The organism is Spirillospora sp. CA-142024 (assembly GCF_050942325.1).
GTDB lineage: Bacteria > Actinomycetota > Actinomycetes > Streptosporangiales > Streptosporangiaceae > Spirillospora.
The window spans coordinates 736476-762082 of sequence record NZ_CP192077.1 but is presented as its reverse complement, the minus strand read 5'-3'; the positions used below and the strand labels follow the sequence as shown (position 1 = coordinate 762082).

Sequence of the window (25607 nt, the reverse complement as noted above, 5' to 3'; positions counted from 1 at the left end):
TGCCGCGCTGCCCGCGCCCCCTTCGAGATCCCACGGGTCACTGCAACACGTTCGGTTTCGGCAGCCCTTCCGGCTGCCAAGAAGTCAAAGGACGGTCGCATTGGTCATGGCCTCGCAGGGCGAACACCGCGTCGTCGCCGTCATCCTGGCGGGTGGCAGCGGGCAACGGATGGGACTCAGCACACCCAAACAGCTTCTGAAGATCGCAGGAAAGACGATCCTCGAGCACACACTGAGCGTGTTCGAGGAGGCACCCGACGTCGACGAGATACTCGTTCTGATGAACCCCGGTTTTCTCCAGGACGCCGCGGAGTGCGTGAAAAAGGCCGGTTGCACGAAAGTCAAGGCAGTGCTTCCCGGCGGGACGTCCAGGAACGCGACGACGCAGCTCGCGCTCGACGCGCTCGCCGACCATCCGGCCGAGACGACCAGCGTGCTGTTCCACGACGCGGTCCGCCCCCTGCTGTCGCAGCGCATCATCCGCGACTGCGTGACCGCGCTGCACGAGCACCGGGCCGTGGACGTCGCCATCCCGTCCGCCGACACGATCATCAAGGTCGACGAGGACGTGATCGTCGACGTCCCGCGCCGGGCGAACCTGCGCCGCGGGCAGACCCCGCAGGGGTTCCGCCTCGCCACCATCCGCGCCGCCTACGAGAAGGCGTGGCAGGACGAGAACTTCGAGGCGACCGACGACTGCTCGGTGGTGCTCCGCTACCTGCCCGGCACCCCGATCTACGTCGTCCCGGGCGACGAGCACAACATGAAGGTCACCGAGCCGGTGGACATGTTCGTCGCGGACAAGCTGTTCCAGCTCGCCTCGTCGGACGCCCCCGACCTGTCCGAGGACGAGTACGCCGAGGCGCTCGGCGGCAGGACCATGGTCGTGTTCGGCGCCAGCCAGGGCATCGGCGCCGCCGTCGCCGAACTCGCCCAGCGGTTCGGCGCCCGCGTCTTCGGCTACAGCCGCGGCGCCACCCGCACCCACGCCGAGCGGCCCGACGACGTCGCCGCCGCGCTGGCCCAGGCCTACTCGGCGACCGGACGCGTCGACTTCGTCGTCAACACGGCGGGCGTGCTGCGCATCGGCCGGCTCGACTCGATCGACCCGGAGGCGATCGAGGAGGCGCTGCGGGTCAACTACCTCGCGCCGATCCACATCGCCCGCGCCGCGTTCCCGTACCTCGCCAAGACCGGCGGCCAGCTGCTGCTCTACACGTCCAGCTCCTACACGCGCGGACGCGCGGAGTACAGCCTGTACTCGTCGGCGAAGGCGGCCGCGGTCAACCTCACGCAGGCCCTCGCGGACGAGTGGTCGGCCGACGGGGTGCGGATCAACTGCATCAACCCGGAGCGGACGAGCACCCCGATGCGGACCGCTGCGTTCGGGCAGGAACCCCCGCACACCCTGCTCAGCGCCGACCAGGTCGGCCGGACGTCCCTGAACGTCCTGCTGTCCGACCTCACCGGACAGGTCATCGACGTGCGCCGCGAGGACCCGCTCAGCGGCGCCCGTCCCAGCTGACTTCCCCTCCCCCTGCACGCGCCCGCCCGGCCCGGCGGGCGCAGGTCACCCCTCTTTTCCCACCCTTCGCCGCCCCCAGGGGCCGCGCTGATCAGACGGAGGTGTGCCGTGCGGCGTCTCATCCCTCGGTACTCGACTCTCATCCAGTATTCATCGGTGTTACTGCTGCCCGCCGCGCTCGGGCTGCTGCTCGTGGCGGCCCTGGCCGGGGCGCCCGCCTGGTTCCTCTCCGCCGCCGCCCTCTGCTACGCGGCCGAGCCCGCGGTCGAGCGGCTGCTGCCGGACGCGGCGAGGCCGCTGCGCTGGGGCCAGATGGGCGTGGGCGCCCGCGTGCTCGTCCGGCAGGCCGCCCTCGTGCTGCTGCTCGCCCAGTCCGGGGACGTCGGCGACCCGGCGATCGTGCTTGCCGCCCTCGGTTTCCTCCTCGTCGACTGGCTGCGCACCGTGGCACTCGCCGGCGCGGTCGCCGTCCGCCGCGTCAACCGGCTGCCGTTCGTCACCCGCAACCTCGGGCCGGGCGAGCCCGCCCTCCCGGCCGACCCCCCGGCCTGGCAGGCCCGGCTGGCCGGCCTGCTCGAATCCCGCGCCGACCTCCTCCCCCTGCTCTTCGGATCCGTCGGCCTGCTCGTCGACTTCCCGCCGCTGCTGGCCGCCGGCCTCGCCGCCACCGCCGCCGCCGCGCTGGTCGTCCACGCCGGGCAGATGCCACGGCTGCGCCGGATGCGCGCCCTGCTCAACGCCGACCGTGTGGAGCACGACGTGCAGCGCCGCGTGAACCGCTGCCGGCCCGAGGTCGTCCTGTACTTCAACGGTCCCCCCGCGACCGTGTACCAGGCCAACATGTGGCTGGACGCGCTGGAGCGGCTGGACCGCAAGGCGATGGTCCTCCTTCGCACGCCGGAGGTCGTGGGCGCCCTCGCCCCCACGACGCTGCCGGTCCTGTGCATCACCCGGGCCGAGGACATGATGAACTTCGATCTCGGCACGGTGAAGGTCGCGCTCTACCCCGGGAACACCGGCAAGAACCTGCACCTCCTCCGCGAGGAGCACATCAAGCACGTGTTCGTCGGGCACGGCGACAGCGACAAGGGGCCGAGCTCCAACCCGGTCAGCAAGGTGTTCGACGAGGTCTGGGTCGCCGGTCCGGCCGGCCGCGACCGCTACCACAACTCCGACGCCGGGGTGCGCGACGAGGCCATCGTCGAGGTGGGCCGCCCGCAGCTCGGGGAGATCACCACCGAGCCGTCCGGCGGGCCGGTGCCGACCGTCCTGTACGCGCCCACCTGGGAGGGCTGGGACAACGAGCACGGCTACAGCTCGCTGCTCGGCATGGGCGAGAGGATCGTCCGCACCCTGCTGGAGCAGGGCCCGCGGCTCCGCGTGATCTACCGGCCGCACCCCTACACCGGGCGGCGGCTGCCGAAGGCGGCCGCCGTGCACGAGCGGCTGGTGCGGATGATCGAGCAGGCGGACCGGAACGGCGCGGGCGGCCACCAGGTGGTGACCGGCGCGGACGCCTCCCTCTACGAGTGCTTCAACCGGTCGGACATGCTGGTCACCGACATCTCCAGCGTGATCTCCGACTACATTCCAAGCCTGAAGCCGTATGTCGTAACGAACCCGGAGGGGATGGACGAGTCGGTCTTCCGCGCCGAGTTCCCGTCCGCGTCCGCGGCCTACCTGCTGGGCCCGGACTGTGCCGAACTGGGCGACATCCTCGCGGTCGCCGCGACACCCGGCCAGGACCCGCTGGCCGGGGAGCGGCGCACGCTCCGGGACTACCTGCTCGGCCCCGAGCACCCGGACGCGATGACACGGTTCGCCGCCGCCGTCGACGCACTCGCCCGGTCCGGCCCCCGCTCGACCATGTACGGCCCGGCCGGGCCACACGTCACAACGGCGCCGGAGCCCGCATAGAGTGGCCCCCACACTCGCAGCCCGACGGGTAGAGGGGCCATGAGGCGACCCCTGGTCAGCGTGATCGTCCCGGTGTTCGACTGCCGGGACACGGTGGGCGGCGCGCTGGAGTCGGTCTTCGCCCAGACCCTGCCCGCCGCGCAGGTCGAGGTCATCGCGGTGGACGACGGCTCGTCCGACGGCAGCGCCGAGCTGTTGGACGAGCTGTCCCGCGCGGAGGACCGGTTGACGGTCGTCCACCAGCCGAACTCGGGAGGGCCCGGCGCGCCCCGCAACCGCGGCCTGGAACAGGCGTCCGGGAAGTACGTGTTCTTCCTGGACGCCGACGACCGGCTGGGCCCGGAGGCGCTGGAGCGGATGACGTCGATGGCCGAACGCAACGGCACCGACATCGTCCTCGGCCGGCAGGTCGGGACGGGCGGCCGCAAGGTGCCGCAGGTCTTCGACCGGACCATCGAGCGCACCCATGTGCTCGACCCGGACTGCGACCTGTTCCCCCGGATGTCGATGGCGGCGCTCCAGCTGTTCCGCCGGTCGCTGATCGACCGTGCCGGGCTGCGCTTCACCGAGGGCATGCTCTCCCACGAGGACCAGTTGTTCACCGCCGGCGCGTACCTCAACGCCGGCGGTGTGTCCGTCCTCGCCGACCACGACTGCTACTACTGGGCCGCCCGGGACGACGGGACCAGCAGCACGCAGGTCGGCGGCGCACCGACCGCCGACGTGCACGCGATCACCGGCCGGGCGATGGCCCTGGTCGCCGAGCACAGCGAGCCGGGAGCGCTGCGGGAGCGGCTGCACCACCGCTACCTGCAACTGGAGGTGTTCGGGCGGCTCGAACGCCTGTACCTCGACTCCGCCGACGACGAACGCAAGATCGCTCTGGACGGGTGCCGCGAACTGCTGACCGCCTGGCTCACCCCGGGACTTCTGGCCCGCTACACCCCGCTCCGCCGGGTGCTCGCCCACTGCCTTCTGCACGACCTCGACGAGGAGCTGGAGGAGGTCCTGCGGTTCCATCGGAGCGGCGAACGTGCACGCGTCCTGCTGGAGGCCGGGCGGGCGTTCGCGCGTTACCCCTTCTTCCGGGACGCGGCCCGGAAGATCCCCGACACCTGCTACGAGACGTCACCGAAGCTGCGGTCCGCCCTGGACGGAGTCGCCTGGGAAGGCGCCGGCCTGACGGTCAGCGGAACCGTGCTGGTTCGTGACGTGGACGAGGGTTCGCCGGTCGTCCATCTCGTCGTGGAGAACGACGGCACCCGCCACCGGATCCGGTGCGCGACCGCGCCCGGCGGCATGACCGGGGAGGGACGGGCCACCGCGTTCACCGCGACGTTCCACCCGGCGCCCGGCTCCTGGCCGGACGGCCGCTGGACGATGAGCATGGAAGCGGTCATCGAGGGCCACGTCCTCACCGTCGCGCTCGTCAAACCGCGTGGAATGGCGGTGCCGCGCGCCGGGCTCGTCCAGGCCGAGGGGCGCTGGCGTCTCGTACGGCCGCTGCCCGGCCCGGGACGGGGCACCCTCGCGCTGGAGGTCGGCGGTGGCCTAGACCCGGCCGACCTGGGGAACGTCGAGGTGGGCCGGGGGCCGGGGCGCCGGCTGCGGCTGCTGTGCGAACCGCCGCCGCTGCTCGAGCCGGGTCCGCCGCCGCGCATGAGCGTGCTGCTCCAGCGCGCCGACGGCGCCGTGCTCCGCGCGCCGCTGGTGACCGGTGCGAGCGGCCCCGCCCGCGCCGACCTCTCGCTCACCGGCGCCCGGCCCGGACGCTGGCGGGCGTCGTTCGAGATCGACGGCGTGGACGGGCCCGCCCGGGTCCGCGTGCGGGAGGGCGGGGGCCTGCTCGGGCCGATGACCGCGTCGCTGCTTCCGCCGCGGCGCATGCATGTCCGGTTGGACCGGAATCCGCTGACCGTGCATGTCACGGTGCCGCTGGCGGCACGGGCGCGGCGGCTGAGGCAGAGGCTCAGGCCCGGGGCATCATCGGGCGAGGATCAGAACTCCGAGGAAGGCAGCACATGAGTCACCGGATCACGCCGAGCGCCCAGGTCGACCCGAGTGTGGAGCTCGGCGACGGCACGACGGTGTGGGACCTCGCCCAGATCCGCGAGGACGCCAGGCTGGGGGCGGGCTGCATCGTGGGACGCGGCGCGTACGTCGGCGCGGGCGTGCGGATCGGCGACAACGTCAAGCTGCAGAACCACGCGCTCGTCTACGAGCCCGCCGTGCTGGAGGACGGCGTGTTCGTCGGCCCGGCCGTCGTCCTCACCAACGACCGGGAGCCGCGCTCGGTGGACCCGGACGGGAAGCTGAAGCGCGGCGCCGACTGGGAGGCCGTCGGCGTGCACGTCGCCGAGGGCGCGTCGCTGGGCGCCCGGAGCGTGTGCGTCGCGCCGGTCCGGGTCGGACGCTGGGCGATGGTCGCCGCGGGCGCGGTCGTGACCCGCGACGTCCCCGACTTCGCGCTGGTCGCGGGCGTCCCCGCCCGCCGGATCGGCTGGGTCGGCCGGGCGGGGGCGCGCCTGACGCAGCGTCCGGACGGGACGTGGGAGTGCCCGCGGACCGGCGCCCGCTACGTGGAGGCGGCCGCCGGCGACGGCTCCGGAACGACGGTCCTGGCCGAGCAGGGCTGAGCGGGTCAGGGCTTGGCGTCGAGGCTCCTGACCTGCCGCGTCGTCACGACGAGGTCCGGATGCAGGCGGGCGAGCCGGCGGCCGAGCGGCACCGACGTCCGGTCCATCACGATGACGCGGACGAGCCGGCCCGTGTCGATGTCGCGCAGGACGCGCCGCCGCGCGATGCGGGCCAGCAGGTGCGGCCGTACATGCCGGTAGAACGGTACGAAGAGCCGGCGGTGGACGGCGCGGGAGGCGCGGGTCCGCACGCGCTCCAGCAGGGCGCCGGGACGGCCGAGCCGCGCCACCGGCCGGACGACGAGGCGCGGCACCCTGATCACGAGCGTGTGCTCCAGCCAGGGCAGGGGATGCCTGGCCTCCGCCCGGTCGAGCCGGTGCAGGCGCACCCGCTCGTCCAGCTTCTGCCAGCCACCCGGTTCGGCGGTCACCAGGTCGACCTCTGCCCCTTCCTCCGCGACGAAGTGGCCGGCCAGCCCGATGATGCGCCTGTACTGGCGTTTGACGGGCACGGCCGGATCGGGGTCCATGGTCAGCCTGGGATCCATGGCGAGGACCATCACCCGCGGGGCTCGCGTACCGTTCACGTCACCGTCTCCCACCCTGGTCACCCGGCCACGGCGCGCCTGCGGGCGGCCAGCTCGGTCAGCCGCTTCACGAGCGGCTCCAGCGTCCTGTTCCGCTCGAAGCGGTCCGCGTAGTCGCGGGCCTCGGCGACCTGCCGCTCGTCGAGGCCGGCGGCGGCCTTCGCCGCCGCGACCATCGAGGCGGCGATGTCCGCGGGGTCGAGCCCGCCGGGGTTGAACCAGAGCGGGTAGCCCCGCAGCAGTTCCTCGGCCGCCGACCCGGGCGTGTGGACGGACACGATGGGCCGTCCCGCCGCCATGTACTCGAAGATCTTCCCGGAGGTGACGTAGCGTCCGCCGCCGTTGAGGAACACGAGGACGTCGGACTCCTGGTAGACGTCGGCGAGCTCCGTCTTGGACACCGGCCCCCGGTCGTGCACTCCGGGAGCGAAGGTCTGCCCGTCGCCGTCGCCGTCCGGCGCTGGCGCCCGCTCACCGGCCGCGGCGGCGAAACGCTTGCGGAGCTTGTTGTCCGAGCCCTTGAAGAACCCGAAATACCCGTAGAAGTTCAGGGTCGCGTCCGCCATGTCGGAATGCTCCCGCGCCCGGGCGAACCCTTCGAGCAGCTCCTCGATGGGCTGCTTGTCGGTGACCGTGCCGACGAACGAGAACCGGGGCGCGGGCTCCTCCGCCTCCGCCCGGGCGGAGGGCGGCGGCTCGGCGCGCTGCGGGAGCGTGTCGGCGTCCCAGCCGTTCAGGACGGTCAACATGCGGTCGGCCACGCGGGGGTAGCGATCGGCGTGCCAGGAGCGCTGAGCATCGTTGACGTACAGCGAGTTCGCCGCGGACCCTAGCACCCGGCGCTCCCAGCGCCAGGCGGGATGCCCGTCCTCGAACATCGGCTCCTCACTGAACTGGTCGAGGGTCCAGGAGTCCCGGTAGTCGATGATGTAGGGGGTGCGAGTCAGCTTGTGGAACAGCCAGGCCGCGGCGAACGAGGCGTACGGGTTCCCCGTCGCGAGGACCACGTCGAACCTGCGCCGCGCGTGCATCCGCAGCGCCCGCCGGACGCTGTCGCGCGCCCAGGAGGCGTAGTGCTCCGGGAAGACGTGCTTATGCCCCCACGTGTAGAGCGACTGGGCCAGCTGCGGGAACGCCCCCCGGAACCTGCTGTACTCGCGCAGGTTCGTCTGCCAGACGAAGCGGTTCAGGTCCGGTCGCACCAGCGTGATCCGCGGGTCGACGGTCTCCATCAGCTTGTCGTCGACCGACCCGATGGTGTCGTACAGGAACGGCAGCGGCGCCGCGAAGACCGTGACGTCCCACCCCAGCTCGATCAGCCGGTTGGCGGTCGCCCGCGGGCGGTACACCCCGCTGGCGCGCGAGGGCGGGAAGTAGAAGGCGAGATACAGCAGACGCGGGCGGCGTTCGGTCATGGAATCATCCTCTGGCGTGATCTGCCGGGGGCCTTTCATGAGCAATGGAGTACGAGAGCTTCGCTCCCGCGTCCGTAATCACATCCGCGAGTTCCGCCACGGTCACCAGCGACTGCGGGTCGCCGACGACGACGAGGTCGACGGACCGGCCGCGCAGCAGCTCGCGCTCGATCATCCGCCGGCGCACCGCGGCGGGGTCCCGCCGGTAGAAGCGTGCCAGCCGGCGGTCGGCGGGACGGGCGACCCGGCGCCGGTACGCGGAGTCGATCCGGTTTCCCAGGCCGCGGAGCGGCCCGGGAAGGCACACGCGCAGCAGCAGCCGCGGGATCCGGAACAACGCGATCCGCACGGCGGCGGGACGGTAGCGGCGTTCCAGCGCGGGCAGCTCGACGGCGTCGACACCGTCCGGGAGCGGGTCCTTCGCCCATGACGACGTCTTGCGGACCAGCACGGCGGCGGTGCCGCCGTCCGCGACGACCTGCGCGGACTCCCTGACGACCGCGGGCCGGCGAGAGGCGCCGAGGGCCACGAACAGCACGTTCACGCTTCTCCTCCCCCGTCGGCGGCCGCATCGTGCGTGCCGGCTTCCGGGAACCAGTGCCGGTGGTGCGCCTCGGCCACCGTGCGGTACCCGAAGCGCTGGTCCAGGATCTCGCGGGCCTTCGCCAGGTCGAGGCCGTCCGGGAACCGGTCGCACAGCCGGCGGTAGCCCTCGACGATCGACTCCGAGTTCTCCTCGACGTCGATCATCTCCCCGGCCGCGGTCTCGATGCCGGCCAGGGTGCGCTCGGGGCCGCCGCAGCGGGTGACGAGCACCGGCAGTCCGGCCGCCACCGCCTCGATGATCGACACTCCGAAGGTCTCCCACCGGGCGGGGTGCACGAGCACGTCGTGCTCCCGCATGAGCCGCGTGGCCTCGTCCGGGGCGACCGCGCCGAGGAACGACACCGCATGGTCGACCCCGAGTTCTGCGGCACGCTCCGCGAGCCGCGCCGCGAGGACGCCCGGCCCGGCCATGGTCAGCGTCAGCTCCGGGTCCTCGGCGTGGCACTCGGCGAACGCCTCCAGCAGCCAGTCGACGCCCTTGCGCTCGACCAGGGTGCCGACGTACAGCCAGCGGCGCAGCTCGGTCACGGGGCTCGGCCGGGGCCGCCCGAAGGAGATCGGGTTGGAGATCATCTCGATCTTGTGCGCGAGCGACGGGAAGGCCGCGGCGAGCTTGTCCCGCAGCACGTCCGTCACCACGAAGAAGCCGGTGCAGCGGTCCAGGACCCGCTCGTACATGTCCCGTGAGTCCGGCTGGTCGAGCACCTGGTCGAGGAAGGACGCGTGCTCGGTGACGAACACCCGCGCGTCCGGGCGGGCGTTCTCCAGCGCCGTCCAGCCGCCGCGCAGCCCCACGTGCGCGTGGACGACGGGAGCCGGGATCGGCTCGCCGCCCAGCGCCTCGCGCAGCCACAGCGCGTGCTGCTCGGCGAGTTCCGCGAAGGTGTAGTCCGGCACCGTCGGCACCGGTACGCGCACCAGCCGGGCGCCCGCCACCGCCGGCGCGGGGTGCAGCGCGACCGGCAGGAGCCGCCGGTGCGCCTCGCGCGCGGCCTCGACCTCCGCGAGCGGCTGCCGCATCAGCCACGCCTCGGTGTGGTAGACGGTCACTTCGCCGAGGCCCTGCGCCGTCGCCTCGACCATCGCCTGGACGAAGGCGCCCGCCCACTCCTGCTTCGGGTTGGGATACCAGGGCGTGACGACCGCCACGTCCCTGCCTGCCAGGTCCGTCGCCATCGTCAGTCCTGTGCGCCGATGAGGTGGTCGCCGGACGCCGCCGGGGCCGCCTTCGCGGCGGAGGGCAGCAGGCCGGCGTAGACGCCGTCCAGGACTTCGGCCGCCGCCTCCCACGTCCACTCGCGGAGCAGGTCGGGCCGGTCGTCGTACACGGCACGGTACCGCTTCGGGTCGCTGAGCACCGCCTCGACCGCACGCACGTAGTCGTCGAGGTCCTCGGCGCGGAAGACCTCGCCCTGCCCGGTGGACTTCACCATGTCGCCCATCGCCTGCACGTCGCTGACGATGATCGGCAGCCGCGCGTGCGAGTACTCGAAGAACTTCGTGATCAGCGCGATCTCGTGGTTCGGCCAGTGGTGGATCGGGATGACGCCGATGTCGGCAGCGGCCAGGAACGGCACGACCTGGTCGAACGGCACGTACGGCAGCGTGTGGACCCGGTCGGCGACGTCGAGTTCCGCGGCGCGGGCGAGCAGGCCCCGGACGTACTCGGACCGCGCGGACGAGACGATCAGCGCCACGTGCAGCCGGGGCATCCGCGGGAGCGCCTCGATCATGATGTCCAGGCCGCGCTGCACGGAGGCGCTGCCGCTGTAGACGGCGATCGGGGTGTCCGGGCCGAGGCCGCACAGCTCCCGCATGTCCGGAACGGGGTCGGTGCTGGTCGGCTCCCCGCCGGTGATCGGGGCGTTGAGCACGACGGTCGGCTTGTGCCGCAGGCCGTGACGCTCGACCAGCCGGTCGCCGAGGGCCGCCGAGACCGTCACCACCGCGTCGGCGTCGCCGGAGTACTCCAGTTCGTGCGCGCACATGGCGGGAAGCCAGCGCGGCCCGGCCCCCCAGGGCCGGATGCCCGGCAGGAACTCGTGCGCGTCCCATACGAGCTTCACCTGCCGGCCCTTGGCGCGGGCCCGCCGCACCGCGCGCGCCCCGACTCCGAGCATCCGGAAGTCGTTGGCGTGGATGATGTCGGGTTCGAGCTTGTCGATGACCTTCCCGTACGCGCTGTCCCAGTCCCACAGGTTGCGGTCGAGGACGCGCCAGGCCCGGTCGCCGAGGAGCGTCTGCCAGAACTTGATCGCGGACCGCTCCAGCGGTGAGCGCGGGTTGTTGCGGGCCTTGGCGAGCGAGTCGGTCTGGCGCACCCGCAGCGCGACCCACCGCGACTGGAACTTCGCCGTCACCCGCCGGGCCAGCAGCCGGCCCTTGCGCGCGGGGCCGCGTGAGCCGGGCGCGAGGCGGGCGGCGGCGAGGTCGGCCCGCCGGGACTGGACGAGCCGGCGCCGGTAGTTCGCCACGTTCGGGTGCCCGTACGCGAGCGGGCGGCGGAGCGTCGCGCGCAGGACGCCGTGCTGGTTCCGCAGGAGCGTGTGCTGCAGCGGCAGCAGGCGCACGCGGGCGCCGCCGAGCGTCCAGGAGCGGCGCTTCTTGGCCGAGGTGCAGCCCAGCAGATGCACCTCCCAGCCGGCCCCGGCGGCCGACGTCGCGGCCTTCTGCACCCGCGAGTCGCGCACGACGTCGTTGTCGACGAGCATGACGACGCGGCCGCGCGACGCGCCGGAGACCGTCTCGTCTTCGTTCTGCATTCGAATACTCCAGTGTGGTCGGCCGGGACCGCCGGCGTCCGGTGGTGGAATGCGCGGATCCCCGGATTGAGGGTCGCTCAGCGGGATGTCGTGCGGTCGGCCCCCTCGCCGGGTCCGCCGATGACGATGTGTTCCACGCCGGGCCAGCGCGCGGGGTCGGTGACGCGGCGTCCGTCCACGAGGGCCTTGACGCCCGGCAGGTCGTCCGCGCCCAGCTCGCGGTAGGCGGCGTGGTCGGACTGCACGATCGCGGCGGTCACCGCCTCGCCCCTGTGCGGGGGAAGGCCCAGGGCCTCCAGCTCGTCGGACGTGTACAGCGGGTCGGACACGTACGGGACGGCCCCGCGCGCCCTCAGCGCCTCGACCGTGGGGAAGACGCCGGAGAACGCCGTCTCCTTGACGCCGCCCCGGTAGGCCGCGCCCAGCACCAGCACCTCGGCGCCGGTGAGGTCGCCGTAGGCGGCGGCGAGGAGACCGACGGCGTAGCCGGGCATGCCCACGTTGGCCTCGCGGGCGGCCCGGACGACCGTCGCGGCCGGGTCGTTCCACAGGTACATCCGCGGGTAGACGGGGATGCAGTGGCCGCCGACGGCGATGCCCGGCCGGTGGATGTGGCTGTACGGCTGGCTGTTGCAGGCCTCGATGACCTTGGTGACGTCCACCCCGACCGTGTCGGCGTAGCGGGCGAACTGGTTGGCGAGGCCGATGTTGACGTCGCGGTAGGTGGTCTCGGCGAGCTTGGCGAGTTCGGACGCCTCCGCCGATCCGAGGTCCCAGACGCCGTTGGGGCGCTCCAGGTCCGGACGGTCGTCGAAGTCGAGCACCTGCTCGTAGAACTCGACGCCGTGCCGGGCGGACGCCTCGTCGATGCCGCCGACGAGCTTCGGGTAGCGGCGCAGGTCGGCGAACACCCGTCCGGTCAGCACGCGCTCCGGGCTGAACACCAGGTGGAAGCCGGTGCCGGCGGTCAGGCCCGAGCCCTCCTGCAGCATCGGCGCCCAGCGGCCCCGGGTGGTGCCGACCGGCAGCGTCGTCTCGTAGCTGACGAGCGTCCCCGGACGCAGGCCCTCGGCGATCGACCGGGTCGCCGCGTCCATCCAGCCGAAGTCGGGCGTCCCCGCCTCGTCCACGAACAGCGGCACGACCACGACGACCGCCTCCGACTCGGCGACGGCCGCCGCCGTGCCGGTCGTCGCCGTCAGCAGCCCGGCCCGGACCGCCTCGCCGAGGTGGGCGTCGAGCTCCGCCTCGCCGGGGAACGGCTCGCGGCCGGCGTTCACGTCGGCGACGACCCGTTCGCTCACGTCGGCGCCGATCACCCGGTGGCCCTTGCGGGCGAACTGCACCGCCAGCGGGAGACCGATCTTGCCGAGCGCGACCACGCAGATCCGCATGTGCTACCTACCTCCAGAGGACGTCGCGCGCCGGACCCGCTGGGCGACGGCGCGGGCCGGACGGACCGGACGCGTCTCGATGACCGTGCCGTGCCGGTCGTCGCCGGTCACCGACAGCCGGTGGGGCCTGGCCCGCTGCCAGACCAGGTCGTCGCTCGGCCCGGGCAGGTCCGCCGGGACGGCGACGTCGTGCGTCTCTCCGGACGCGGTGAAGATCAGCCGGAGGTCGTGCCGCGTCCGGCCGGCGCCGGCGAGCAGCGCGACGGGGATCTTCGCGGTCACGTGCATACCGTTCTCGCCCGCTTCGCGGGTGACGCCGGCCTCGTCGAGGTGCACGCGTTCCTTGCCGCCGCGCGGAGCGAGCGCGAGCCGGACCGCGTCCCGGTCCTCCGTACCGAGGCCGGTGAACGGGGTCCGCACGGTGATCTCGACGGTGTCGCGGTCGCGCCGGGCGCCGACCGTCCGCACCTCCTGCGACAGCCGCCGGCGCATCCCCTTGGTGATCTCGAACAGGTCGTCCGGCAGGCCGAGATCCCGGTCCTCGAAGCCCTGGTAGGCCAGGTAGGTGCGGCCGTTCTTCACCGCGATCAGGTAGGGGCGTTCCTCCACCGCCGCCCGGATGGCCTCGCACAGCGGCTCCACCTGGCCGAGCTGGGCCAGCCGCAGCCGTACCCGGCGGATGATCGGCAGCGTGTAGAGGACGTCGTCGGTCACGTAGTGCTCGACGAGCCTCCCGACGCGGGCGCAGACGTCGTCCTGCGCGTCGCGGTCGAGTTCGAGGAACCCCTCCCGCGTCGGCATGGTCAGCTCCCAGCGGGTGTGCCGCTTCAGGATCGCGTCCCGGTGCGGCCCCGGTTCGAGGAGGCCGGTGACGACCGCGAAGAGGCTCTCCGCGCATTCGAGCCGGGTGTAGACGTCCACGGCGCCCTGCGTGATGTTGCCGCCGTCCTCGCGCAGCACCGCGTAGTAGCAGGTGTAGTCGGCCAGGACCGAGATCCTTTCGGCGCGGACGCACGCCTCGAGGGTGAACGGCTGGTCGCTGCCGATCCGCATGTGCTCGGGAAAGCGCAGCTTGTGCCGCTCCACCAGGTCGCGGCGGAACAGCTTGCAGTTCGACAGCACCCAAGGGAGAACCGAGTCGTACAGGTCGATCTCGGCACGGTTCTCGGCGAAGATCTCGGGACGGCGCACCGCGCGGCCGTTGACGCCCTCCATCTTGCCGACGAGGACGTCGGAGCCCCACTCGTCGGCCGCCGCCACCATCCGTTCCAGCGCCTCGGGCCCGAGGTAGTCGTCGGCGCCGACGAAGTAGACGTAGCGTCCCTTCGCCACGTCCAGGGCCCGGTTGCTGGGGACGGCCGGGCCGCCCGAGTTCGGCTGCCGCAGCACCGTGAGGACGTCCGGGTACTCCTCGGCGAACCGGTCCAGTTCGGCCCCGCTGCCGTCGGTGGAGCCGTCGTCCACCGCGACGACCTCCATGCGGTCCCGGCCGATGCTCTGCTCGACCAGCGACTTCAGGCAGGCGGTGAGGTACGGCATCGTATTGTAGACCGCGACGACCACGCTCACGTCGGGCGTGGCGGCTTCAGACACTGGCCACCTCCTGCAGCGAGACCGTCGTGCCGAGCTTGGCCGACCGGAGTAAGGCGGCGGAGACCCTGACCGTCCGCAGCCCCTGGCGCAGCGTCACGATGTCGCCGTCGCCGCCCGCGCGGAATGCGTCTCGGAACTTCTCGTGCTCCACGAGCAGCGGCTCGCGCTTCGGTATCGCGTACCGGATCATGTCTCCCTCGGAGACGCCGCGGAACGCCCGCAGAGCCTCCCACTCGGTGCTCGTCTCGCCGTTGGCGTAGAACGTCAGGTCCGCGGTGAGCGTGTCGGCGACGAAGCATCCGCGGTCGCCCGTGACGACCGTGGCGCGCTCCTTGAGCGGGCTCAGCCAGTTCACCAGGTGGCTGACCATGGAGCCGTCGCTGAGCCGCCCGACGGCCGCCACCATGTCCTCGTGCGGCCGGCCGCTGCGCGCCATCGTGTGCGCGGAGATCGAAACGTAGGTCTGGCCGGTCACCCAGCCGGTCAGGTCGATGTCGTGGGTGGCGAGATCCTTGACCACCCCGACGTCGGCGATCCGGTGCGGGAACGGGCCCTGGCGGCGCGTGACGACCTGGAACACCTCGCCCAGCTCGCCCGCCTCCAGCCTGACCCGCATGCTCTGCAGCGCCGGGTTGTAGCGCTCGATGTGCCCGACTCCGGCGAGCAGACCGCGCGACTCGAACGCCGCGACCAGACGCTCGGCGGCCTCCACCGAATCGGCGAGCGGTTTCTCGATCAGCGCGCCGACCCCGGCCTCGGCGAGGGATAGGGCGACCTCCTCGTGCAGCGCCGTCGGGCAGGCGACCACCGCGTAGTCGATGCCGAGCGCCAGCAGGTCCGGGAGCGTCTCCAGCAGCGGAACCCCGTACGGGGCGGCGTCCGGGCGTCCCGCCGGGTCGACGACGCCGACGAAGTCCACGCCGTCGAGCCCGCTCAGGACGCGCGCGTGGTTGCGTCCCATCGCGCCGAGCCCGACCAGGCCCGCGCGCAGCGGCGCGCTCACGACGCGGCCCCGTTCACGCCGTCGGCGACACGCGCCAGCTCGTCCTCGGTGAGGGTGGGGTGCACCGGCAGCGACAGCACTTCGGCGGCGGCCCGCTCGGTCTCAGGCAGGTCCCAGCGTGGATCCGGCCGCCCGTCCTTCAGGTAGGGCATCAACCGGTGGACCGGCGTCGGGTAGTAGACGGCGTTGCCGATCTGCCGCTCGTCCAGGTACCGCTGGACGGCCGCGCGCTCCTCGACCCGGACGGTGTACTGGTGGTAGACGTGCCGCGCGCCGGGCGCCGCCGGCGGCGTCACCGCGGCGGTGATCTTCGCGTCCAGGAACTCCGCGTTCGCCCGGCGCCGCTCGGTCCAGCCGCCGAGGCGCTTGAGCTGCTCGCGTCCGATGGCGGCGGCGACGTCGGTGAGCCGCATGTTCGCACCGACGATCTCGTTGGCGTACCGCTGCTCCATGCCCTGGTTGCGCAGCAGCCGCAGGGTCCGGGCGGTCTCCGCGTCGGCGGTGGTGATCATGCCGCCTTCGAGGGCGTGCATGTTCTTGGTCGGATAGAAGCTGAAGCATCCCAGCGTGCCCATGGCGCCCGCCGGGGTTCCGCCTAAGGCGGCGCCGTGCGCCTGGCAGGCGTCCTCCACGACGGCGAGGCCGTGCTCGTCCGCGAGCGGCCGGATCCGGTCCATCGCCGCCGGGTGCCCGTACAGGTGCACCGGCATGACCGCCGCGGTCCGCGGCCCGATCGCCGCCGCGACGGCGTCCGGATCGACGCAGAACGACTCCGGCTCGATGTCGGCGAACACGGGCTCGGCGCCCACGAGCCGGACCGCGTTGGCGCTCGCGGCGAACGTGAACGACGGGACGACCACCTCGTCCCCCGGGCCGATCCCGAGCGCCAGCAGGCCGAGATGCAGGGCGGACGTTCCCGAATTGACGGCGACGCAGTGCCGTCCCCCCACGATCTCGGAGAACTCCTCCTCGAACGCCGCGACCTCCGGCCCCTGCACGACCCGCCCGCTGCGCAGCACCCGCACCGCGGCCTCGATCTCGGCTTCACCGATCACGGGACTGGCCGCAGGCACCGGCCTTTCCGATTTAACGGGCATGCACAAGCTCCCCTCAAAGCATGACGATATGAACGTGCGGCTTCCTTGCGGGGAAAGCGGAGCGCGACCAAATGCATACAATTAGCGAAAGCCTCGCCTAACGGACAAATACTAGCCAAGTCGGACGGCAGGCAAGGCCATTCGTTGATCTGTCCCCCGCCCACTTCCGGGCGTCTACCCTGTTTAATGGCGCGCATGCTCGACGATGATGTGCGGACCTGCCTGCGCGTTCTCGCGGAACTGGCGGAGGCGCCGGACGGCGATCCCGACCTGGAACGCGTGCGCACCGCCGTCGGCACATTCGTCAAACGCACCCGTGAACGGGAGCGGGCGGCGGCCAGAAAGCGGCGCGCCGCGGCCGACGCCGAGGTGCTGGCCGGAACGGCCACGGGCGCCGCCGACCGGGTGGAGGGCGCCCCGGTGGAGCCGCCCCGGGAAATCGTCCGGTCGTCCGTTCACGGAGCGCGGACACCGCTCGGCGGGCTCGTCAGCTGCTACGTGTGCAAGGCGCATTTCCGGGAGGCCGACGCCTTCTACCACCGGCTGTGCCCGCCGTGCGCCGAGGAGCACCACCGGCGCCGCGCGGCGCGTGCCGACCTCGCCGGGCGGCGTGCGATCGTCACGGGCGGCCGGGTGAAGGCCGGTTTCGAGCTGGTGCTGAAACTGCTGCGCGACGGGGCGTCGGTCACCGCGCTCACCAGGTTCCCGGCCGACGCCCGCCGCCGCTTCTCCGCGGTGCCCGACCGCGAGACCTGGCAGGACCGGCTCACCATCACCGGGATGGATCTGCGCGACGTCCCGGGCCTCGTCCGCTGGTGCGACGCGCTGGCCGCCGAGGGGCGGCCGCTCGACATCCTGGTCAACCTGGCCGCGCAGACGCTCCGGCATCCACCGGAGTCGTACGCCGAACTGCTGGCGGGCGAGGGCACCGCCGCCCTGCCCGCACCGGCGGCGCTTGAGGTGACCACGGCTCATTCCGGCGCGGTGGACGTGGCGGGACTGCTCCCCGACCCGTCCCCCGGCAACTCCTGGACGCGGCTGGTGCACGAGGTCGATCCGGTCGAACTGCTGGAGGTGCAGCTCATCAACGTGACGGCGCCGTTCGTCCTGCTGGGCCGGCTGCGTCCGCTGCTGGAACTGTCTCCGCATCCCCGCCGGTACGTGGTGAACGTGTCGGCCGTCGAGGGGCAGTTCGCCTCCGCCTACAAGGGCGCCGAGCATCCCCACACCAACATGGCGAAGGCGTCACTGAACATGCTGACGCGAACGACGGCGTCCGAGCTGGCGGAGCACGGAATCCACGTGACCAGCGTCGACCCCGGATGGTTCACCGACCAGCAGCCCGCGCCGGACCGGGCGCGCCGCGCCGCCGCCGGGTTCCGTCCCCCGCTGGACGTCGTGGACGCCGCCGCCCGCGTCTACGACCCGATCGTGCGCGGCGAACGGGACGGCGACCCGCCGCACGGCTGCCTGCTGAAGGACTACCGGGTCGTCAGCTGGTGACCGCGCCCGCGGTTTCGATCAGCTGCGGCAGCGGCCCGGCGAACCCGTCCTCCAGCAGTTTCAGCGCCACCTTCCAGGCTTCGGGACGTCCGCCGAGATGCCGGTCGACGTGCTCGGCCAGGCGGCGCAGGACGCGCGGGTCGGGGAAGGCCCCGGGCTCCGGGGCGAGGAGCCGGTCCACCTCGGCGACGGTGAGCATCACGTCGGCCGTGACGCTCCCCTCGCGCAGCACGCGCGCCGCGTGGGTGCCGTAGATCGTCTCGGGGTCCCAGTGCCGCAGCGTGCCCGGCTCCCGCAGGCGCCTGGTGCGGCCGTGGCCGGTCTCCTCCACGAACACCGGGGCCAGCGGGACGTCCCCGTCCCGCCCGAGCAGCGCCCGGACGCGCGCGGTGCCGCGCAGGCCCGGCAGCCACAGCGACTCCGCCAGGTCCGCGAGCGCCTCCTCGGGGACGGTGCCGACGACGAACTCCGCGGTGAGCGTGCCGGCGACCAGCCCGTTCCCGGCGACCTTGAGCAGCACGTCCGCGCCGGGCCGCGCCCCCTGACCGCACAGGCCGGCGAGCAACTCCGGGGCGGGGTCGCTGATGAACGCGGCGACGTCGGGATGGTCGGCGACCACCGAGCGCGACAGATCGAGCGGGACGCCGGTGCGTTTGGCGATGAACCGGGCGGCCCTGCGGGGGACGGGTCCCTCCTCGGCGCGCCGGCGCGGCTCGTCCGCCAGGACGGCGTCCCAGCCGACGCGCGGGACGCCTGGGTGGCGGCGATGCACGACCGTGCGCACAGGCGGCCGGCCTCGCCAGGGCTCGCATCCCGCGACGTCGGCGATCTCCGCGATCGTCCGCAGGAACTCGGCCTTGCGCACCCGCTCGGAGAGATCGCGCAGCCGCCACTCCCCCTGCGCGGTCTCCAGCGCCGCCTGCGCGTAAGCGAGGACGCTCGGCAGCGATCCGTCCGGCCCCCACCGGTACGCGGGGAGCCGCCCCTGGTCGACGAGTTGCCTGATCTCGTGCTTGCGATGCGCGTCGAGCAGCGTCCGGCAGGCCTGGAGAGCGCCGTGCGGGTCGGCGCCCGCCCCGACGAACCGCAGCGCCGTCCCGGCCACGTCGGGATCGGCCGCGAACAGCAGCGCGTGGTCGACGGGCCCCGGCGTCCCCTCCGGCGACAGCAGCGCCCGCCGCGTCTCGGCGGGCAGCGGGCGCGGCGTGACGCCGTCCCGCCGCGAGGTCTGGTGGGCGAGCTGGCGGCGCAGGTTCCGCGGGAGCGGGGCGAGCGCGCTCTCCGCGGCCAGCAGGGTCGCGTTGACCTCCGGATCGTCCAGATCGAGGAGGCGCCCCAGCAGGGACGGCGGATCGTCGGAGAGCAGCGCGTGCTGGACGAGCAGATCAAGATCACCGGCCCTCCCGCGCCGCAGCAGCGCCTCCAGGACGACCCGGTTCGGCGTTCCGTAACTGCTCACGGCGCGCCGGACGCGGTCATCGGGCAACTGCCCGGCCAGAACGTCCATCTCGCCGGGCGTCGCGAACCGGAGGAGTCCGGCCGTGCAACGTGCGATGTCCTGCGCGCGAGTCGTCTTCCAGCCGAAGCGTTGGGGGGCCATGGGCCGCCACCGTAGCGGCCGCACCCGATCGCTCGCCATCGGCCGGCTCAGCACGAGGGGCCGCCCGGTCGAAGCCTTTTCATACGGTGCCGTATAGTCGCATTCATACGGCAGCGTATAAGCGGCCGCCGGCCCGTCCACCGAACGAGGGGGAACGATGAAGCTCCCGGACACCTCCCACACGTCCCGTCCGTGGCGGATTCACGAGATCGCGCATGACTTCCGGCTGGAGGACGTGTGGGCGCTCCCCACGCCGGGCGGCCCGGACGACCTCCCGAAGCTGGTGGAGCAGATGGCCTCCGGCGGCGGCGACCTCCCCGGCGTCGCGGGCGTGCTGTTCGGCATCCGCTGGAAGCTCGGGAAGCTGCTCGGCTGGGACCGGAAGGGCGCCGGCCTCGGCGCGCGGGTGCCGACGCTGCGCGACCGGCTGCCGGACGACCTGCGCGACCGTCCGTACGGACCGGACTTCCGCTCGCTGCCCTTCCGGCCGCTGTACATGACCGGTGACGAGTGGGCGGCCGAGCTGGCCAACCGGACGGTGCACGGCGTGATGCACATCGGCTGGGTCCCGGACGGCTCCGGCGGGTATCGCGGCCAGATGGCCGTTCTGGTGAAGCCGAACGGCCTGTTCGGCAAGCTCTACATGGCCGCGATCCTGCCCTTCCGGTACGTGATCGTGTATCCGGCGCTGATGCGGCTGATCGGACGCGGGTGGCGGACGCGGCAGCCGTCCACGGGCTGACCGGCCGGGGGCATGGAGGCGGCCCCGTCCCGGGGGCGTGAGGAGGACGGGGCCGCAGGGGCCGCGCGGGACCGGGCGACGGTCGCCCGCGCGGCAGATCTTCAGTGCTTCGCCGCCACCTCCGCGCCCGCCCCGGTGAGGGAGCGGACCTCGATCTCGGCGTACTTCTCGGCGTTGTGCTCCTTGCTGAGCATCGTGCCGAGCCAGCCGCACAGGAAGCCGAACGGGATGGAGATGATCCCGGGGTTGTCCAGCGGGAACCAGCTGAAGTCGGCGTCGGTGAACAGCGCCTTGTCCGAGCCCGACACGACCGGCGAGAAGGCGACCAGGACGATCGCCGAGCCGAGACCGCCGTAGATGGCGGCGACGGCGCCGGTGGTGTTGAACCGCTTCCAGAACAGGCTGTAGAGGATCGCGGGCAGGTTCCCGGACGCGGCGACCGCGAACGCCAGCGCGACGAGGAACGCCACGTTGAGGCGCTGCGCGTAGATGCCCAGGACGATCGCGACGGCGCCGATCACGAAGGCCGAGATGCGGGCGACGCGGACCTCGTCCCGCTCGCTGGCCTTGCCCCTGCGGACCACGTGCGCGTACAGGTCGTGGGAGACCGACGAGGACGAGGCGAGGGTGAGGCCGGCCACGACCGCGAGGATCGTCGCGAACGCGACCGCCGCGATGACCGCCAGCAGGATCGTCCCGCCCGTGTCCCCGAAGACGATCTCACCGATGCGCTGGGCGAGCTGCGGCGCGGCGGTGTTGCCGGCCGGGTTGGCCTTGGCGATCTCCTTGGATCCGACGAGCGCGGCGGCGCCGAACCCGAGGACGAGGGTGAGCAGGTAGAACGCGCCGATGATGCCGATCCCCCACAGCACCGACTTGCGGGCGTCGCGGGCGGTCGGGACGGTGTAGAAGCGGATCAGGATGTGCGGCAGCCCGGCGGTGCCGAGGACGAGCGCGAGCCCGAGGCTGATCAGGTCCAGCTTGCCGGTCAGCCCGTCCTCCGCGGTGGCGTAGCGCAGCCCCGGCTCCAGGAACGCGCCGCCCTTGCCGCTCTGGTCGGCGGCGTCGTTCAGCAGGCTGGACAGGTTGAAGCCGGAGTGGCCGAGCACCAGCAGCGTGATGAGGGTGGCGCCGGTCATCAGCAGGACGGCCTTGACGATCTGCACCCAGGTGGTGCCCTTCATCCCGCCGAACACCACGTAGACGATCATCAGCACGCCGACCAGCGCGATCGTCGCGCCCTTGGCGAAGTCGCTGGTGAAGCCGAACAGCAGCGAGACCAGGGCGCCGGCGCCGACCATCTGCGCCAGCAGGTAGAAGATCGACACCACGATGGTGGAGACCCCGGCCGCGGTGCGGACGGGGCGGGGGCTCATCCGGAACGCCAGCACGTCCGCCATCGTGAACCGGCCCGAGTTCCGCAGCAGCTCGGCGACCAGCAGCAGCGCCACGAGCCAGGCGACGAGGAACCCGATCGAGTACAGGAAGCCGTCGTATCCGTACAGCGCGATCAGCCCGGCGATGCCGAGGAAGGAGGCTGCGGACATGTAGTCGCCGCCGATGGCGAGCCCGTTCTGCGCGCCGGTGAACGACCGTCCGCCGGCGTAGAAGTCGGTGGCGCTCTTGGTGTTCCGGCTCGCCCACACGGTGATCGCCAGGGTGGCGGCCACGAAGACGAGGAACAGGATGATCGACAGGGTCTCGTTGCTCATCGGGCGTCCTTCGCGACATCGACGCCGGGGGTGCCCCCGGCGCGCTCGGCCTCGATGCCGGCGCGCAGCCTGTCCGCCATCGGGTCCAGCCGGCGTTCGGCGTGCCGCGCGTACCAGTACGCGATGGCGAAGGTCGACACGAACTGCAGCAGCCCGAACACGAGCGCGACGTTGATCGACCCGAACAGCTCCTTGCCCATGAAGTCGCGGGCCCAGCCCGAAAGGACGACATAGAGCAGGTACCAGCCGAGGAACGCCGCGGTCATGGGGAATACGAATCGGCGGAATCTGCGCCGGAGTTCCTGGAACTCCGTGGTGCCCTGGAACCGTTCATAGACGGTGCCGGTGGCGCTCTTATCGACGGACACGACGGCCCTCCTGTTTTGTGACGCCGGTCACGCGCCACGGTAAAGAGCCTGATCGGGGCGGGCGAGAGGGCGCCGCCGGGCGTGCGGCCAGCCGCCGTCCACCATCGCCGACGGGTTGAACCCGTCGGTGAGCGGTCGGTCTGGCGCGATGAACGGTCACACCCTCCGGGGGCTCCATGTGCCCCGGTCGACCGCCAGCGACTCGGGGGTGTGCAGGCGCACCATCATGCGCGCGACGCCGGGCGGCACCCGGCCCGGCGTGCACAGCGACACGACGATCATGACGGCGAACGCGATCGGGACCGTCCAGGCGGCGGGCTGGGCGAGCAGCGCGCCGAGGAGCCCCGGCGGCGGCCCGGCCGCGATCGTCACGACCACCGCGGTGCCCGCGAGCGCGCCGCCGATGGCGAGCCCGGCGAGCGCGCCCGGCACGGTGAGCCGCCGCCACCAGACGCCGAGCACCAGCAGCGGGCAGAACGTGGACGCGGCGACGGCGAAGGCCAGCCCGACCACGTCCGCGACAGCGAGGGACCGGGCCGCGATCGCCAGGCACAGCGGGACGACGAGGGCGAGCAGCGTCCCGACGCGGAACGAGCGCACGCCGCCGCGCAGGATGTCCTGCGCCAGCACACCCGCCACCGACACGGTGATGCCGGACGACGTGGACAGGAACGCCGCGACCGCCCCGCCCGTCACCAGCGCCCCGAGCAGGTCGCCGCCGGCACCGCCGATGAGACGTCCGGGCAGGGTGAGGACGACGGCGTCAGCCCGCCCCGTCATGAGCAGCTCGGGTGTGTAGAGACGCCCGAGTACCCCGTACAGCGCGGGCAGCACGTAGAACGCGCCGAGCAGCGACAGCACCATCACCGTCGTGCGGCGCGCGGCCCTGCCGTCCGGGTTGGTGTAGAAGCGGACGAGGACGTGCGGGAGCCCCATCGTCCCGAGGAACGTGGCGAGGATCAGCGAGTACGTGGCGTAGAGGGAGTGGTCGCGTCCGTGGAGTGGCAGCACCCATTCCCGGTCCGTGCTGACCGGCCGCCCGCGCACGTGGGGGACGTCCGCGCCGGCCGGGAACGTCACGGACGTGTTCTGGTCGAGGCGGTGCAGCCCCGGCTGGAGGGTGACGGCGCCACCGTGGTGGGTGCGGCCGTCGACCCGCCCGTCGACGCTCACCTGGACGGGCGTGGTGACGTTCACCGTGACGGCCATGCCGATCGCGACGGTCGTCCGGTCGCCGAACCGGGGCGGGGCGTCCGACGACAGGCCGGGCGATCCGTCGAACCGCCACGCCATCAGCAGGAACACCAGGGGGACGGCCAGCGCGGTCAGCTTCATCCAGTACTGGAACGCCTGGACCATGGTGACGCTGCGCATGCCGCCCACCAGGACGTTGCCCGCGACGACGACGGCGATCAGCACGCCGCCCGTCCACACCGGCGCACCCGTGACGGTCCGCAGCACGAGCCCGGCGCTCTGGAACTGCGGCAGCAGGTACAGCCAGCTGATCAGCACGACGAGGACGCTCGCGACGCGGCGAACCGCCATCGACTCCAGCCGCGCCTCGGCGAAGTCCGGCAGCGTGTAGGCCCCGGAACGGCGCAGCGGCGCCGACACCAGGACGAGCAGGACGAGATAGCCGCCGGTCCAGCCGACGGGCAGCCACAGCATGTCGGCCCCGTACGCCAGGATCAGCCCGGCGATGCCGAGGAACGACGCCGCCGACAGGTACTCGCCGCCGATCGCCGACGCGTTGCGCAGGGGCGAGACCGTCCGGGACGCGACGTAGAAGTCGGACGTCGTCCGGGAGATCCGCACCCCGAGCACGCCGATGAGAACGGTCGCGACGACGACGAGCAGGACGCCCGCCAGCCCGTACGCGGCGCTCACGCCCGTTCCCCGGCCTTGTCGGCACGCCCGGAGTCGGCACGCCCGGAGTCGGCACGGTCCACCAGGTCGGCGAAGTCATCCTCGTTGCGCTCGGCCTGCCGGACGTACCACCAGCCGCACGCGACGAACCACGGGTAGATCAGCCCGCCGAGCACCACCCACGGCAGCGGCAGCCCCAGCAGCTCCCGCTCCCGCACCTCGGGGAACACGGCGAACAGCAGCGGCAGGCCGAGCACGACGACGGCGAGCACCAGGCACAGCCGGGCCGCGAGCCGCAGCTGGGTGCGCACCAGCGACCGCATGTACGCCTCGCCGAGCCCGGTCTGCTCGTCGATCTCCCGCGTCACGGGGTAGCGGGGCCGCCGGACGGTCCGGGTCCGCGGCCCGGTCACCAGCGTCCGGCCGGGGGCCGGCTTCTCCGAGGCCGGCTTCCCGGAGGCACGGCCGTGCGGCCGTTCGTCCCCGCTCAGGGGGATCGCCTCGCCCGGCGCACGAGCAGGTCGCGCAGCTCGCGCACGTGCCGGCGGGCGACCGGCAGCTCGGTGCCGCCGACGACGATCGTGCAGCGTCCCGAGTCCAGCCGCAGCTCCTTGATCGCCGACAGCGCGACGAGGTGGCTGCGGTGCACCCGGACGAACCCGGCGCCGCTCCACCGCTCGCCGAGCGCGGCGAGCGGGATGCGCACCAGATGGCTGCCGCCGGACGTGTGCAGCCGCGCGTAGTCGCCCTGCGCCTCCACGAACAGCACCTCGGCCGGGTTGACGAACCGGGTGACGCCGCCCAGTTCGACGGGCATCGGCTCCGGCTCGGACGGCGCCGGGACCTCGGCGGCGCCGGTGTCCCAGCCCGCCTCCTCGGCGGCCTCCGTCACCCGCCGGATCGCCACGGCGAGTCGCTCCGGCCGCACCGGTTTGAGGATGTAGTCGGCCGCCTTGATCTCGAACGCGTCGACCGCGTGGTTCTCGTAGGCGGTGACGTAGACGATCTGCGGCGCGCGGGCGAACTGGTGGAGGACGCGGCCGAGGACGGTGCCGTCCAGGCCGGGCATCCGGATGTCGAGGAAGACGGCGGCGATGGGGCGCCCGTCCGCGAGCGCCCGGTCGAGCTTGCGGAGCGCGGAGGCGCCGTCGCGGGCGGTGTGGATCTCGCCGATCCGGGGGTCGGCGCGCAGCAGGTGGACGAGGTCGTCCAGCGCGGGCGCCTCGTCATCCACCGCCAGGACACGCAGGCCCACCACATCGTCCTTCCCGTGCCGTTCGC

Annotated in this window: 21 protein-coding genes; 6 read left to right on the top strand and 15 right to left on the bottom strand. The window is 72.7% G+C overall.

All coding sequences use genetic code 11. The annotated features are described in order from the left end of the window. Positions 1-106: 106 nt before the first annotated feature. The 4 genes from ACQPZP_RS03845 (at position 107) to ACQPZP_RS03830 (ending at position 6078) form a co-directional block, all read left to right on the top strand. Positions 107-1525, top strand: coding sequence for an SDR family NAD(P)-dependent oxidoreductase (locus ACQPZP_RS03845; protein WP_433476242.1), 1419 nt, complete (start codon positions 107-109; stop codon positions 1523-1525). A gap of 156 nt (positions 1526-1681) precedes the next feature. Beyond that, positions 1682-3442, top strand: coding sequence for a CDP-glycerol glycerophosphotransferase family protein (locus tag ACQPZP_RS03840; protein WP_433476241.1), 1761 nt, complete (start codon positions 1682-1684; stop codon positions 3440-3442). A gap of 39 nt (positions 3443-3481) precedes the next feature. Further along, the gene (locus ACQPZP_RS03835) at positions 3482-5467 is read left to right on the top strand and encodes a glycosyltransferase family 2 protein (protein WP_433476240.1); all 1986 of its coding nucleotides are present in this window, start codon (positions 3482-3484) and stop codon (positions 5465-5467) included. Next, on the top strand, positions 5464-6078 hold the full coding sequence (locus tag ACQPZP_RS03830) for a DapH/DapD/GlmU-related protein (protein ID WP_433476239.1): 615 nt from the start codon (positions 5464-5466) through the stop codon (positions 6076-6078). The genes ACQPZP_RS03835 and ACQPZP_RS03830 overlap by 4 nt, the downstream gene beginning before the upstream one ends. 5 nt (positions 6079-6083) lie before the next feature. Here ACQPZP_RS03830 and ACQPZP_RS03825 read toward each other — a convergent pair whose 3' ends face one another. The 9 genes from ACQPZP_RS03825 to ACQPZP_RS03785 form a co-directional block, all read right to left on the bottom strand. Then, on the bottom strand, positions 6084-6665 hold the full coding sequence (locus tag ACQPZP_RS03825) for a hypothetical protein (RefSeq protein WP_433476238.1): 582 nt from the start codon (positions 6663-6665) through the stop codon (positions 6084-6086). A gap of 20 nt (positions 6666-6685) precedes the next feature. Further along, complete coding sequence (locus ACQPZP_RS03820) at positions 6686-8080, bottom strand: glycosyltransferase (protein WP_433476237.1); 1395 nt, start codon at positions 8078-8080, stop codon at positions 6686-6688. Positions 8081-8084: 4 nt separating this feature from the next. Beyond that, positions 8085-8624, bottom strand: coding sequence for a hypothetical protein (locus ACQPZP_RS03815; RefSeq protein ID WP_433476236.1), 540 nt, complete (start codon positions 8622-8624; stop codon positions 8085-8087). Beyond that, positions 8621-9862, bottom strand: coding sequence for a glycosyltransferase family 4 protein (locus tag ACQPZP_RS03810; RefSeq protein WP_433476235.1), 1242 nt, complete (start codon positions 9860-9862; stop codon positions 8621-8623). The genes ACQPZP_RS03815 and ACQPZP_RS03810 overlap by 4 nt, the downstream gene beginning before the upstream one ends. 2 nt (positions 9863-9864) lie before the next feature. After that, positions 9865-11448: a glycosyltransferase family 4 protein gene (locus ACQPZP_RS03805; protein ID WP_433476234.1), complete on the bottom strand. Its 1584-nt coding sequence runs from the start codon at positions 11446-11448 to the stop codon at positions 9865-9867. A 77-nt stretch (positions 11449-11525) separates the two neighbouring features. Continuing rightward, positions 11526-12842 carry a nucleotide sugar dehydrogenase gene (locus tag ACQPZP_RS03800; RefSeq protein WP_433476233.1) on the bottom strand — a complete coding sequence of 439 codons (1317 nt, stop codon included), beginning with the start codon at positions 12840-12842 and terminating at the stop codon, positions 11526-11528. A 3-nt stretch (positions 12843-12845) separates the two neighbouring features. Beyond that, positions 12846-14435, bottom strand: a complete 1590-nt coding sequence (locus ACQPZP_RS03795) for a glycosyltransferase family 2 protein (protein ID WP_433476232.1) — start codon at positions 14433-14435, stop codon at positions 12846-12848. Next, positions 14428-15438, bottom strand: a complete 1011-nt coding sequence (locus ACQPZP_RS03790) for a Gfo/Idh/MocA family protein (protein WP_433476231.1) — start codon at positions 15436-15438, stop codon at positions 14428-14430. The genes ACQPZP_RS03795 and ACQPZP_RS03790 overlap by 8 nt, the downstream gene beginning before the upstream one ends. Beyond that, positions 15435-16493, bottom strand: a complete 1059-nt coding sequence (locus ACQPZP_RS03785) for a DegT/DnrJ/EryC1/StrS family aminotransferase (protein WP_433476230.1) — start codon at positions 16491-16493, stop codon at positions 15435-15437. Before ACQPZP_RS03785 ends, ACQPZP_RS03790 begins: the two co-directional genes overlap by 4 nt. 237 nt (positions 16494-16730) lie before the next feature. On the opposite strand from ACQPZP_RS03785, the gene ACQPZP_RS03780 reads away from it, so the two are divergent. Beyond that, entirely contained in the window at positions 16731-18038 is a 1308-nt protein-coding gene (locus ACQPZP_RS03780) for an SDR family NAD(P)-dependent oxidoreductase (RefSeq protein ID WP_433476229.1), read from the top strand. Here ACQPZP_RS03780 and ACQPZP_RS03775 read toward each other — a convergent pair. Further along, entirely contained in the window at positions 18028-19638 is a 1611-nt protein-coding gene (locus ACQPZP_RS03775; protein ID WP_433476228.1) for a hypothetical protein, read from the bottom strand. The genes ACQPZP_RS03780 and ACQPZP_RS03775 overlap by 11 nt on opposite strands. A 157-nt stretch (positions 19639-19795) precedes the next feature. On the opposite strand from ACQPZP_RS03775, the gene ACQPZP_RS03770 reads away from it, so the two are divergent. Beyond that, complete coding sequence (locus ACQPZP_RS03770) at positions 19796-20380, top strand: DUF2867 domain-containing protein (RefSeq protein ID WP_433476227.1); 585 nt, start codon at positions 19796-19798, stop codon at positions 20378-20380. Positions 20381-20481: 101 nt separating this feature from the next. Here the strand turns inward: ACQPZP_RS03770 and ACQPZP_RS03765 are convergent, their stop codons facing one another. From ACQPZP_RS03765 to ACQPZP_RS03745, 5 genes are all read right to left on the bottom strand, one after another. Beyond that, entirely contained in the window at positions 20482-22092 is a 1611-nt protein-coding gene (locus ACQPZP_RS03765) for a solute symporter family protein (RefSeq protein ID WP_433476226.1), read from the bottom strand. After that, positions 22089-22460, bottom strand: coding sequence for a DUF485 domain-containing protein (locus ACQPZP_RS03760; RefSeq protein ID WP_433476225.1), 372 nt, complete (start codon positions 22458-22460; stop codon positions 22089-22091). Before ACQPZP_RS03760 ends, ACQPZP_RS03765 begins: the two co-directional genes overlap by 4 nt. Before the next feature lie 156 nt (positions 22461-22616). Then, entirely contained in the window at positions 22617-24347 is a 1731-nt protein-coding gene (locus ACQPZP_RS03755) for a cation acetate symporter (protein ID WP_433476224.1), read from the bottom strand. Further along, complete coding sequence (locus ACQPZP_RS03750; RefSeq protein ID WP_433466291.1) at positions 24344-24739, bottom strand: hypothetical protein; 396 nt, start codon at positions 24737-24739, stop codon at positions 24344-24346. Before ACQPZP_RS03750 ends, ACQPZP_RS03755 begins: the two co-directional genes overlap by 4 nt. A gap of 74 nt (positions 24740-24813) precedes the next feature. Beyond that, on the bottom strand, positions 24814-25584 hold the full coding sequence (locus ACQPZP_RS03745; RefSeq protein ID WP_433476223.1) for a LytR/AlgR family response regulator transcription factor: 771 nt from the start codon (positions 25582-25584) through the stop codon (positions 24814-24816). Positions 25585-25607: the final 23 nt, after the last annotated feature.

What these genes read in the sequence shown, in the direction of transcription:
- ACQPZP_RS03830 (WP_433476239.1), top strand. Translation starts at nt 5,464, where the DNA reads ATGAGTCACCGGATCACGCCGAGCGCCCAGGTCGACCCGAGTGTGGAG.
- ACQPZP_RS03845 (WP_433476242.1), top strand. Translation starts at nt 107, where the DNA reads ATGGCCTCGCAGGGCGAACACCGCGTCGTCGCCGTCATCCTGGCGGGT.
- ACQPZP_RS03835 (WP_433476240.1), top strand. Translation starts at nt 3,482, where the DNA reads ATGAGGCGACCCCTGGTCAGCGTGATCGTCCCGGTGTTCGACTGCCGG.
- ACQPZP_RS03810 (WP_433476235.1), bottom strand. Translation starts at nt 9,862, where the DNA reads ATGGCGACGGACCTGGCAGGCAGGGACGTGGCGGTCGTCACGCCCTGG.
- ACQPZP_RS03820 (WP_433476237.1), bottom strand. Translation starts at nt 8,080, where the DNA reads ATGACCGAACGCCGCCCGCGTCTGCTGTATCTCGCCTTCTACTTCCCG.
- ACQPZP_RS03765 (WP_433476226.1), bottom strand. Translation starts at nt 22,092, where the DNA reads ATGAGCAACGAGACCCTGTCGATCATCCTGTTCCTCGTCTTCGTGGCC.
- ACQPZP_RS03770 (WP_433476227.1), top strand. Translation starts at nt 19,796, where the DNA reads ATGAAGCTCCCGGACACCTCCCACACGTCCCGTCCGTGGCGGATTCAC.
- ACQPZP_RS03800 (WP_433476233.1), bottom strand. Translation starts at nt 12,842, where the DNA reads ATGCGGATCTGCGTGGTCGCGCTCGGCAAGATCGGTCTCCCGCTGGCG.
- ACQPZP_RS03775 (WP_433476228.1), bottom strand. Translation starts at nt 19,638, where the DNA reads ATGGCCCCCCAACGCTTCGGCTGGAAGACGACTCGCGCGCAGGACATC.
- ACQPZP_RS03805 (WP_433476234.1), bottom strand. Translation starts at nt 11,448, where the DNA reads ATGCAGAACGAAGACGAGACGGTCTCCGGCGCGTCGCGCGGCCGCGTC.
- ACQPZP_RS03780 (WP_433476229.1), top strand. Translation starts at nt 16,731, where the DNA reads ATGCTCGACGATGATGTGCGGACCTGCCTGCGCGTTCTCGCGGAACTG.